This is a genomic window from Moorena sp. SIO4E2, assembly GCF_010671945.1.
Lineage (GTDB): Bacteria > Cyanobacteriota > Cyanobacteriia > Cyanobacteriales > Coleofasciculaceae > Moorena > Moorena producens.
The window spans coordinates 1-12,509 of sequence record NZ_JAAHIE010000188.1 but is presented as its reverse complement, the minus strand read 5'-3'; the positions used below and the strand labels follow the sequence as shown (position 1 = coordinate 12,509).

The 12,509-nt window shown below is 43.3% G+C and carries 8 protein-coding genes; all 8 read right to left on the bottom strand.

Annotated elements, in window-relative coordinates; translation table 11 throughout:
- Window positions 1-124: 124 nt before the first annotated feature.
- Entirely contained in the window at window positions 125-712 is a 588-nt protein-coding gene (locus tag F6K37_RS19280) for a serine O-acetyltransferase (protein WP_287251617.1), read from the bottom strand.
- Window positions 713-1,023: 311 nt separating this feature from the next.
- Window positions 1,024-2,034, bottom strand: a complete 1,011-nt coding sequence (locus F6K37_RS19275) for a glycosyltransferase family 2 protein (protein ID WP_287251616.1) — start codon at window positions 2,032-2,034, stop codon at window positions 1,024-1,026.
- Window positions 2,035-2,200: 166 nt separating this feature from the next.
- Window positions 2,201-3,616 (bottom strand): hypothetical protein, encoded by a 1,416-nt coding sequence (locus F6K37_RS19270; protein ID WP_044494311.1) that lies wholly within the window; start codon window positions 3,614-3,616, stop codon window positions 2,201-2,203.
- Between the two features lie 367 nt (window positions 3,617-3,983).
- On the bottom strand, window positions 3,984-4,793 hold the full coding sequence (locus F6K37_RS19265) for a 2OG-Fe(II) oxygenase (RefSeq protein WP_287251614.1): 810 nt from the start codon (window positions 4,791-4,793) through the stop codon (window positions 3,984-3,986).
- A 97-nt stretch (window positions 4,794-4,890) separates the two neighbouring features.
- Window positions 4,891-6,249 (bottom strand): oligosaccharide flippase family protein, encoded by a 1,359-nt coding sequence (locus F6K37_RS19260; RefSeq protein ID WP_287251612.1) that lies wholly within the window; start codon window positions 6,247-6,249, stop codon window positions 4,891-4,893.
- Window positions 6,250-6,384: 135 nt separating this feature from the next.
- The gene (locus tag F6K37_RS19255; protein ID WP_044494313.1) at window positions 6,385-7,401 is read right to left on the bottom strand and encodes a glycosyltransferase family protein; all 1,017 of its coding nucleotides are present in this window, start codon (window positions 7,399-7,401) and stop codon (window positions 6,385-6,387) included.
- Window positions 7,402-7,629: 228 nt separating this feature from the next.
- On the bottom strand, window positions 7,630-8,895 hold the full coding sequence (locus F6K37_RS19250) for a glycosyltransferase family 4 protein (RefSeq protein WP_009148942.1): 1,266 nt from the start codon (window positions 8,893-8,895) through the stop codon (window positions 7,630-7,632).
- A gap of 457 nt (window positions 8,896-9,352) precedes the next feature.
- Window positions 9,353-11,545, bottom strand: a complete 2,193-nt coding sequence (locus F6K37_RS19245) for a GumC family protein (RefSeq protein WP_063747945.1) — start codon at window positions 11,543-11,545, stop codon at window positions 9,353-9,355.
- Window positions 11,546-12,509 lie beyond the last annotated feature (964 nt).

The window sequence follows — 12,509 nt, the reverse complement described above, 5'->3', positions numbered from 1 at the left end:
CAATTCCCGATTCCCGATTCCCGATTCCCGATTCCCGATTCCCGATTCCCGATTCCCGATTCCCGATTCCCGATTCCCGATTCCCGATTCCCGATTCCCGATTCCCGATTCCCTTGTTTACATTTCAACTAGAGCCATTCTCTTCAAAAGAACGCACCTTAATAACTTTAGCAGGAATTCCCACTACCGTTGCGCCAGCAGGTACATCAGATAAAACTACAGCATTAGCACCAATATTTGCCCCATTACCGATAGTAACCTTGCCAAAAATCTTGGCACCAGCCCCAACATTGACACTTTTTCCTAAAATGGGGGCATCCAAAGGACGATCTAAGTAACGATTCCCCAAAGTTACTCCTTGACGGAGGATAGTATCATCACCAATGGTGCAATCCCCATGAATCACAATCCCACTTTGATGCTCAATAATTACTCGGCGACCAAGCTTTACGGTGTAAGGTAATTCAATCCCATAGGTATTACGAACTTTACGATATAATGCTCGGTAGAGAATACTAAACGGAGCCCGTAGTAACTTCGGCTCTATGTTCATTCTCCAAACTCCAAACCGCTGCACCGCTACAGCCCGAAATCCCGGCTTAGTCCAATCACAACCATGGGCTTTCCAATCTTCTTTAATTTGTTGCCAAAGTCCCAAATTATCGGTTTTTGGCTGGGTAGAATTTGCCGTTAAATCTGTTGGCATCACCATAATCTGTTTTTAGAATGTAGAATTTAGAATGAAGAATTTAGAATTTAGAATTTAGAATCGGGAATCGGGAATCGGGAATCGGGAATTGTAAGCGGTCAGCGGTCAGCGGTCAGCGGTCAGCGGTCAGCTGACGTAACTCAGATTAAACCAATGCTTACCTGTTTTATTCAAAAGCTAAAAGCTGATAACTGATAGCTGATAGCTAATAGCTGAAAGCTAATAGCTGAAAGCTGATAGCTGATAACTGATAGCTGATAGCTAATAGCTGAAAGCTGATAACTGAAAGCTGATAGCTGATAGCTAATAACTAATCACGAAATCTTCGGACTACTAAAAGCACCTCCTTTACAAAACACACTATTGCGCAGAAAATCAGTAAGTAACTGGGGTGGGTCATTATCGGGCTTACCTTGAACCATTCGGCGCAATTGCCACAATAAATAACTAGAAGCCCAGGTGTGATCCGCTAGAGCAGCGTAAAACCAACCATAGTTTTTAAGAAAATACCGTCGTCGAGAATCAAACACATACTGGGGTCGGCGTTTGGGTGGACGCTTGGTGTCGGTAACACCTGAACTTTGTCCAACTAAGTGGACTACGCGACTTTCAGGGACATACCAGCATTCCCAGCCAGCCCTCTGGGCTTGCAGGCAAAAGTCCATTTCTTCGTAATACATGAAATACGCTTCATCGATCAGGCCAACCTGCTCAAACACTTCCCGGCGAATAATCATACTTGCCCCAGCTACCCAATCCGTTGGACAGGGTTGGTCAGGAATCGGTGGCCAAACTACCCACTCCGATAATAATGTCGATACGATACCGAGACGCAAACCAGAATCTAGCTCACTGAGGACGGTATGAAACCGAAATGCTGAACACTGAGGGGTACTGTCAGGCTCTTCCAGGCGAGAGCCAGCAATACCCACCTGGGGATGGTCACTCATAAACTCCACCAGGGTTTTGATCGCCCTAGGACGAACAATGGTGTCTGGATTGAGCAACAACACATAATCCGGTGGCTGATTAGACTTCAGGGCTGGGCGGATCACAGCGTTATTGCCAAAGGCAAATCCACCATTGTGCTCTAGTGCCATCACCGATGCCCAACTACCCCAGTTTTCGTTTGCGATCGCATTTTTAATCGCAACAGCCGATCCATCCCCAGAGGCATTATCTGCTACTACCACCCGAGTATTCGATAAACCTGGCATTTCATCCCCTAGAGAGCGTAAGCAGTCTATAGTTAAACTAGGGGTTTTGTAGTTAACAATTACTATAAGTAAAGAATTTACGGGATTGTTTTTTACTTCATTAGACATAACTAAATTTGGCGTTTTTTTTCCTTAGCTAAATAATTATTATTTGTTAGTTAATTTAGATTTTTTTAGTAACAAAATCCTGTTGTTGATCGTAATAATTTACACAGATTTTTTACCCTACTCCCTACTCCCTACTCCCTACTCCCTACTCCCTGCTATATCATCCCTAATTCCGTTGAACTTGTCTTCGTTGATTACGATTTTGATTACGATTTTGATTACGATAACGCTGGGCTGCCAATGCCGGGACTTTTTTAACCTTATTGGTTGTAGGTTCTTGGATCACCAATCCTGATAGTCCTCCACAAGCCAATACAAAGACTGGATTACCATGGGCATTGAGCATAAATTCCACCATGTATAACGCTACGGCCACGGTCAGCACCGCCACTGGTGACGCTTGCCGCTTTGGCCACAACTCGGCTGGACAACGGAACCAAAACATAGTCAACACCGGCATTAGTAAGGATGTGGTCAGGCTGGCTAGTCCAACGGTACCAGTTTCACCAAACGCAATAATCCACAAACTATCTGGAACTGTAACTTGCTCACCCTTGTCATTAAAGATCAGACTTCTTCCCCATCCTCCCCAGCCAAACACGATCCGTTCCCGTGCTTTATCTACAAGTAGCTCTTCATTATCAAATCTAAACTGTAAGGATTGGATACGGTCTGCAGGAACCACACTCGATACATTTGAGATAATCTGATCACTAACGTAGGTTTCAGTCTGTGAGTTAATGTATAAGTAAGAACAAATAAGCCCAATTAGGATAAAGACTGGCAAAGCAGTACGAAATTGCTTGCCCACAAACAAGATGCCAACTCCCAAGAGTAGTAAAAAATAGGCACCAGTGGATTTGCACAATATAAATGTGATCAACAACGCAGCTACCAGCCACTTCATGGGAATATTCCAGAGTTGTTTGATCACCCCAGTGTGCCATAGCCAAATTCCCACTAAACTAGCTGCCATCATCCACATACCCACTGGCAAACCGTGGATCATAAATACTGTCGGTCTCCATCCCCCGTAACGCATTGTTTGGCCAAAGTCAGGATGAGCATGGAAGCCGTACAATATCCTATGGAGCTGGGGACTAAAACGAATTTCGTACAAACATAGGGGAACATATACCAACCCCCCCATGAAAATCCCAATTGCCAAGTCACGTAATCCACTCAAGTTATTGAGATAGATCCGACCGAGAAAATAGGGTACTCCCCAGGTCAAGGTTTGCGTCAAAACAGTAGAGAAACCATCGTAAGCCCCCAAGCCATTCGTAATAGATGAAGCCAATGGACATAGGCACCAAATCAGGATGGGCAAGTCAATCCAGCTGAATTTAAAGGAGCTAATACGCCCAACATCGTATATAAACGTAGCCAACAAAATACCGTAGCAAGTTGCCGACATCTTAGTATAGTCAGGTAGACCAGGCAAAGCATATTCTGCCACAGGTAAGAATAGCCATGCTACGATGAAACTCACAATGACTGCCCGCTGAGCTGGAATTCTCATGAAGAGATAAAGAACAACTGGAATCCAGCCGAACATGACGATGGGGACTAAAAAACTCATTGGCTTTTTTGGGCATGAACGTGAACAGAGTTGTTTGAGTAATTATCAGCTATCAGCTATCAGCTATCAGCTATCAGCTATCAGGTATTAGCTATCAGCTATCAGTGATCAGCTTATGGGTTAGGTCACAGCGTCGAACCCTGGGGAGCATGTCAATTTTGTTAATCCCTGTTCAGATCCCCCGTTTCCCTTAATAAGGGGGACTTTTAAATCTAATTCCCCCCTTTTTTAAGGGGGGCTAGGGGGGATCTATGTACCTAATTACAAAGGTGACATGCTCCCAGAAGCCTGTTCCACGCTACTTGAGGTGCCAAAGGCCAACGGCTGACCGCTGACCGCTGACCACTGACCACTGACGGCTGAATTCTTACTCAATAATTAACTTCTTAATAAATTTCTTGACTTTGGTTACTGGAGATTTTTTAAGTTGTATTTTTTCTCCTGGTCGAGCCTTAAATAATGTAGAATGGTCGCCACTATTAGAAAGCTCTTCAGCTGGTCTGCCATTGCTGTAGTAGTAAAGTGCCAAGGATTTCCGAGTCCGTCCTTCTGGACAAGTTAATGGCTCAGGATGTCCGTGATAGGAAAAATCGGTAGTATTAAATATGACACATCGGTTGAAGACGGGGAGAATTTTTTTCTGAGACTTTGTCATCTCTTTATCCCACATTTCAAAATAACCACCATAGTCTTCTTGCCAATCTTTGTTGAGATAGATCAGAAGATTTAAGCGGCGGTCAAGGCGCAATTTTGTATGGCGATTGAAATCAGCATGGATTTTTAAGTAACCACCTTTTTCGATCTGATGTAAGCCACCACCAACAAAATGAGGATCAGGGATTATTCCATCAATGCCAGTTAAGGTTTCTAAAAAGTTAAGGAAAGTTGATGAATTGAGCTGATACAGAAAAAATCGGGTGTACTCTCCCATTTGTATTTCCGATTTTGAGGCCAGTTTTTTTTCTGGTGCAGCATCAAACTTTTGCCAATCAATTGCATCAGCTTTAGGAAACTCATTCAGAATCTTATCTAGGACATCTTCTGGAAAAAAGTTATCCATGATAATGTGTGGGAATGGCTCAGACTGGGCGTATGTTTCACAATTATCATTCGCAAATTTAGTTAATTTTTCTGGCTCTAGGCAATAGTTTAATTTGGAATACATTTTATCATCCATTAGTTTTTTTAATTAATTTTAGTTTTATTAAATAATAGCAATCCTAAATAGATTGTAATAATTTTTGTTACCTGTTCCCTGTGCCCTGTTCCCTGTTTTAAAAAAGTCCACTGATGGGATATCCAAAACCCAACATATATCGAGCCCAAATCACCCACATCAGTAATGTCAACAGTAGTGCAGTAGCCCAGAGGTCTTGCTTAATAAAGGAAAGCCCTTCACGACAGAGACCATAAGTTATTACTAGATAAGGGAGAATGTCATTGAAAGCAATCACGACTACTGCTCCGAGTGGTCCATTTCCCAACTTTTCCATCAGATAAAATCCTAGGGGTATGCCAATACAAACCTTAAGACTCTTGACCAATTGACTGTAAGCGTTATAGTTTGGCTTGCCAAGAGCCATCAGGGCTTGCTGAACGGTATCAATTAATAATGCAGGCCAGATGCCTAGGGTCAGGATTGGTAACATCCAAGCCGCCTCATAAAACCTCTCATCATATAAGATAAAAATCGCAACATCTCCAAAAGCAGTACTGACTGTCAACATCAATGCTGCAACCACTAGGATAAGTTGCCGATTGTACCAAATCTTGATCCGAAAGGTTTCCCGAGGCAAATCAGCCAGCTGAGAAAACGTTGGCAAAAGCACCTTGGAACTAATTGCCGAGATTACCTGGGAAGGTAGGTACGCTAAATTAAAGGCAACACCATAAATTCCCAATAGCTCAAATGAAAACAATTTGCCTAGAATTAGTCGGTCGGCTTGGGTCGCGAGAAAGGTAAGGGCCGTTGAAATAAATATCCATTTCCCGAAGGAAAAAATGCTGTTAGCTGCCTCTTTCTCCCAGGTAAAGCGGTTTGATTTTCCAGGAATTAACCAATGACTCATTACCATTTTGACCAATGCCGTCAGCACATTTCCAATAGCAAGAGCCCAGATTGTCCGATTGACAAAAGCCCAAGTGACCATCAAGATCAGGCCGGACAATTGCCCCACCAGCTCAAACATCATGATCTTGCCAAATGCCATCTGGCGGTTGAGGCTCCACACAGCAGTGGAGTTGAATCCCTCAATCAGTGGAATCACACCAATTACTGGCATCAGCCATAACAGCTGCGGGTTATTATAGAAGTGGGCAACTGGCCAAGTAATTATAAGACAAGCCACCCACAGCAAAAGGCCCCGCAAAACCTGAATAGTCCAGATAGTATTCAGAAAAACTGGGTCATCCCCACGTTTATTCTGGATGATGCTTGCACCAATACCGACATCGGAGAATAACCGTAAGCCAATGATGAAAACGTTGGCTAGAGCCATTAAGCCGAAAAACTCTGGTGCAAGCAGGCGGGTCAGAACAAGATTACTTGCCAGTCTCAGAAACTGACTTGTTCCATAACCAGCTACTGTCCAAATAGCCCCACGGAGGAGTTGTTTTTTAAGTGATGAGGACATGGTTAGATTTCCGAGTAGGTAGACGGGATGGGTGGGGTTGCAGACTTAAAGGCATCAGATAATTTAGTTAGTTTTAAAGATTGGCTCTACAGCTGATATCTGAGCATGTTGTGTAATGTAGGTTTTAAGTTACAGCTAGGTAGATAATAGTTGTTGAGCACCAGATGAATACTCGCGAACGGTCTTTTGCCAGAAACGGGCTGGCTCTTGAGATGAGAAATAACGACTAATATAGTCGTGAGCATTGCGTGAAATATTGTCACGAAGTTCTGCATGCTCTAGTTCCAAAAGACATCGTGCTGCCGCCTCAGGAGTCTCGGCAGCCATAGCAGTCTTACGGTGTTCCATGCAGAAATTTGCCCCACGGGCAGTCTTGCCCACTACCACAATTCCTGCTGCCATGGATTCTTGGGGAGGAAGGGCACAACCCTCAACCTCTGCAGATGCCAGGAAGACTTGTGGTCGTCTAAACTGCTTTGCTAGTTCGTGAAAGGGAAGTCCATCCACACGCTCAAATCTCCAGTATGTACCACCTAACTTTTGATACCATTCCTCAGTCTCGGTGATGAACTCAGGACCTTTTCTGGGAAAGGCGAAGACCAAACCTGCTTCTCTTTCTGCTTGAGGAATAAATGGAAATGCCTTGTTGTCAACTACATTGGGAACGATCTCAATGTCTTTGCCAGGATAAGTGGCTTCGCATATTTCCTTCATGAAGGGAGAGTCTGTCCAAAGAGCCACACGGCTATCTCGATAGTCAAAATCCGCTTTAACCAAAATTGGAACCTGGAGATAAGCGATCGCTGGTCCTTTGACATCATTGATCAATAGTGTGAGCCAATCAGGAATAATGCATACATCATCGGGACGACGATCTGCCCAACGGATAAAGGGTAGATCGTGAATCCCCCAAGTATTACCAAAGGTGTTACGACCAGTCATGGTGGCAATTACTGCATCAGCCCCAGATTCCCGAGCTGCCAAGCAGTGACGCATGATATTCAGGTCTCCGCCGTTTACTTCGGATTTATAAAGCCACCTACGCCTGACCCAACTCTGAATTGGCTTTAGCTTAGGACGGCGAAGGACACGGTATATTCCCTGCCAAGTGGTGCTTGTTGAAAAGTCTGAAAGCAAAAATACAAAACGCATCAGCTAACTGTTACAAATAAGGGAAATTATTCAAAATGGGGCGTTGCTAATTACAGGTATGATTTTGCCCCCCAACCCCCAATTCTGGGGGAGAAAGATAATTTCAAGTCCCCCAATTTTGGGGGACCCACGGGGGCGTTACTGAAACAAGACAAATAAATTCATACTTCAATTCAGCAACGCCGAAAATGCTCATCTGTTGCCCCGATTCACAATTTGATTCACAATTTAAATACGTGAGAGCTTAGCACTCCTTGGTGGTGCCTCAATCGGAGCTTGCTTTGGAGGTAGTTCAGGATTAGACAAAAATAGGGCTGACAATTTCTTGGCTTCTGTTGCGACATCATGCCGCCTAGCCACCCGCTCCGCCCCAGCTTTACCCATTTCCTCCAGGGTTTCCACCGGGGAGTTTAAGGCTTCAGCCATTGCTGCGGTTAAAGCTTCAACAGAACCGGGTGGCACCAGCCAACCACAGCTGCCATCACCCACCAACTCCGGTATCCCAGCAACATAAGTAGTAATCACTGGACGACCCAGGGCTAAAGCTTCCATGAGCACGACTGGTAATCCTTCCGCAAAGCTGGGCAGTACGAGAGCCCGTGCTGCTAAAATTTGTTGCTGAACCTCAGTATTACTAGCCCAGCCAGTAATCTCAATGTGGTCTTGCAAACCCAACTGGGCAATAGTTGCTTCAATTTGCGTACGCAACGGTCCATCACCCACTAGTACCAACTTGAACTGCAAGCCCTCAGCGGCTAACTGATGGGCCGCTTCAATCAAGAGTAGATGTCCTTTTTGTTCACTGAGGCGACCAACGCAAACTAAGCGTGGCACCTCTGGTATCGGGGTGTGGGTTTTACTCAAAAACATCTCATCCACACCACAGTGGATCACATGGATTTTTGACCACTGTTTGTGGCTGCACCATCGATAAAGCTGGCTTTTGCCAAAGGAGCTAACCGCGACCACAAAAGCAGCTCGGTTGATTTTTTCTCTTAAAGCGAGAAGTTGGGATTTATCAAACTCTTCTGGACCATGAACTGTGAAGCTGTAAGATGGTCCACCGAGAGCATGACATAACATCGCTACTGTAGTTGAGTTTGTTCCGAAGTGGGCGTGAACCTTCTCAATATCTGACTCGGAAAACCAACCCAGCAGAAGGCAAGCCTCAGCTAAGTACGCTAGATGATTCAAAACTCCTCGGTCTGAACCCCAGCCGATTTTGAGGGTCAGCTCTAAGGTCTTCAAAAGACGTATCGGTCTGGTTAAGGCAGTGCGTAATAGGCTAAAACACAAGCCCACGATGCCAACTCCTAAGACAAATCGAGTCTTCTGTAGCTCTAGTTGATCGGCTTGATCAACTAGTTCAGAGGCGCAGGAACGGATAGAAAAACGTTTGACTTGAATATCGCAAGCCTCAAGACCTGCAATCTCTCGCCGGATAAAGCTGTGACTTACCTTAGGATACTGATTAACTAGATAGGCAATTGTCATCGTGAACTCGGGGCAACGGTATGTCTGTTTCTATGAATTTTTCGTAGTTCGTAGATTGACACCTTATCTAAGAGATGGAATAGATCGAGAAAAATCTTCAAATGTTTCAAGGGATGTAACGCCTTCATTAACATCACCTGATTAGGCTCCATTGTCCGTACCAATTTTGCCGCCTCCTTAGACTAAAGCAACTTTGGTGACAGTATGTTATTAATTGTTCTTACTAACTGTGAACTCAGAATCCGGATTGCGATCCCATGGAGGATAGGTAATATCGTATCCGGCAGAATAAGTTTCGGTGGCAGGTTATTCGCGTAGGGTGGCCTAAAGGCCAAGGTTGTCTGTCAGAATGCAGAATGTAGAATGTAGAATGTAGAATTTGGAATTCTAAATTCTTAATTCTACATTCTTAATTCAAAAATGGCGAACAACCGAATAACCTTTAAGAACCGATGTTCTAGGGTGAGACAGTCAGGGAAGATGGTTGGACACGATTAACTACTACGCCCAGACAGGTTAAGCCAAACCTGTCTATTTGATCGAGGACTTGCTTGAATTGAGATTTCTTAGTTCCTCTGAATCCGACCACCATCAAGATTCCATCTGTATGGGCAGCTAGGAAATTGGCGTCTGTATAGTTCAGTAGATTAGGAGTGTCATAGATAACCAAGTCAAATTTTTCCTGAAAATGCCCCATAATCTTTTCCATGCGAGGAGAGGCCAGATCTGGAGCAGATTCTACTAAGGCTTGCCCAGAAGTCAACACAAAAAGATTATCTGAGAAAGGCGATCGCTCCATCACAACCTCTAGGTCGTTTGATAGCAAGTCGCTCAGTCCTGGCAAGTTCTGTAAATTCAAATTGGTGTGAAGTTGAGGTGAATGGAGATTACCATCTACTAATAGAACTCGCTGACCTCTGGAGGCTGCCATGTGAGCTAGGTTTAAGGCGACACTAGACTTACCATCCCCAGCCATAGCCGAGCAAATGGCGATGGAGCGAAGGGGTGGATTACAGAAGCGGAAATGCATGTTAGTGTAGAGAGATTCGAATGCTTTTTTAAATCGATTATCCTCAGAAATTCTGTCCTCATCGTTGTCAAAATCTACACTAAAATTATTGAATGGTTCAGGATTTTTACTAAATGGTATTTCTCCTAAAACAGGTAAATTATGGCCTTCTTCAATATCCTTGATTTCATAGAAGATATTCCGATACTTATCATAAAGGATAACTGTCCCCATCCCTAAAGCTAAACCGCCCATAACTCCCATCAAGATCAACTTATTCTGACTAGATTTTCCGATCGGTGCACCGGTCGGATCGCGGTAAAGCTGAGGTTGAGAAACTATCTCCCAAGGCACTTCCCGTTGAGCTTTCTCCACCTGCAAGGTCTCTTTCTGAGTTTCTAGTTGGTTGAGAGTTTGAGTAGCAATTTGTAACTGCCGCTGTAGATCATTATACTTACGGACAAAAATCGGGAATTCTTGGACTTCGCGATCAACAGTGTTTTTGGTTTGTATCAGAGCCTGATTACGAACCTGTAGTACCTCAATTTGGTTGGTGGTATCAACCAATTGTTGAATCAGTTGTAAACGAATTGGATTTTGAAGGGTTCGCACTCGGGGGTTAATCGGTTGACCTCCTAAGTTCTGACCCAGAATCCGTTGTACTTCCCGATTGAGAAGAGTTTCTAGGTTTTGCCGTTGCTCTAGTAGGGTTTGAATATTAGGGCTCTCTGGCTGAAAGCGGGCGGATTCTATCGCAATTCTACTTTCTATTTCTTTAAGATCCGCCAGTAACTTCTGATAGTTAGGATCTTCACTCAAGGCAGAAGAAGCTAAAGCTTCATTTGGCGATAGTTTTAATTGTCTTTGTAAGCTGTTTTTTAATTTAATTAGCTCTTGTAGCTGCCTGGTTGTATCTCTTTTTTGGTCGCCAATTTTACTAACTTTGTTTGATAATTGTCCCCCATCAAATTGAGGTTCAATTAGCTGATACTGCTGTTGCAGGTTTTGCAAATTTCCTTGGATAATATTAACTCTATCCTGTAATTTAGGAAGTTGCTCATTAATAAATTTAACCCCTTGGCCAATGCGAGTTTTTCGGTCTTCTAAACTATACTTTTCATATTCTTCAGCTGTTGTCTTTAAGACCAACTCTACTAGTTTGGGATCTGTCCCACTATAAGTAACTGATAGGATTTTAGTATTTTCACCTTGACTTTCTTCTTCGAGACGTTCAACTGTTAAATAATACTGAAGTAGCCCAAGCTTAAACTCTGGATACTGGAATTTAATTTTATTGACGATTTTAGATAAGACTTCAGGACTGGTTAGGATTTTAATCTGAGTTGCATAGTCCAGTTCAAAATTTCTCTCACCAGGTATTCTTCCCTGACCCCGAGTAAGTGTCATTGGTTCAGTGGATATTGCTGCAGCAGATGTGACTGGTTCGACTAACAGCTGAAAATTACCTGAATATATAGAGGGAGATTTGCTACTCAAAAAGGTAGCAGCAACAGTCACTAAACCTGCAATCCCTGCAACCACCATGGCTTGGCGTCGGGCAATCCTCAAAAGCGGACCTAGATTTAATCCTTTTTGAGGAGTATTTAACTCATCTTGCTCGTTTAATGTTAGTTGTTGCAATTGTCTGCCCCTTTTACTAGTTGATAAGGTTTCAGCCCCCTGTTGTATATCCAAGAGGATGCTAATTTTTGCAGGGAGACACTAATAATTACCAACTCTCAGGGCAATAATCCGGATTGTCCAGGTTTATAACCCTTTTCACATCGATGCTATAGTTGATCGATGTAGAAGCAAAACTTATCAATATTCCGGAGTGCTATCAACTCCTTTGGCTTGGGTTATTTATAGTATTTTTTTCACAATACTTTTGTCATGTCAAACTTGATTTATCTTAATAAATGTAAATCAAGTTTATACCAATTCTGGAAATTACGGCTACAGATAAATTTAATCTTACCATCTCCTAATCTGGATATGTAGTCCTACTTTAACTACTTGGTCTTATCCGCCGCCGGTTTAATTATCTTTGATAATACACTTCTTTGATAATACACTTATGATGCTACCATCTTTGATAGGATTTGTGGGCAAACTCTAAAATAGTTAGATCCAAAATCGGTAAGCCCAAGGATAATTCCGTGGGCTAAATTATGGCATTAAAAATTTAATTAACCCTGATTATGAAACAATTAATTAGCAATCCTATAGCTATAACAATTCTATACCTAGGACCAGAGAATGATCTCTCCTAGTAGAATCAGTTGATGGCTGCATCTCAATGCATGCAAAAACACTCTTCGGCAATAGAAGGCTAATATCATGTTATGACAATTACCCTTAATAAAAATCTCCCCCATCTCCCTATATTCCCCTCCTGGTCGGGGTTAGGGGTGGGTTCCTATCTCCTCACTTGGGTAGGTTTTTTACATTTGGGCGAGTACGTACTGGCATTGGGAATAAATTTCTCAAAATATGTCGGAAAATCTCCCAGAATTTCCACCGATTACCGACCCATCTCCCGCTCTTCCCCTCCTGGTCGGGGTTAGGGGTGGGTTCCGATTAGCCATTCCCCATTCCCCATTCC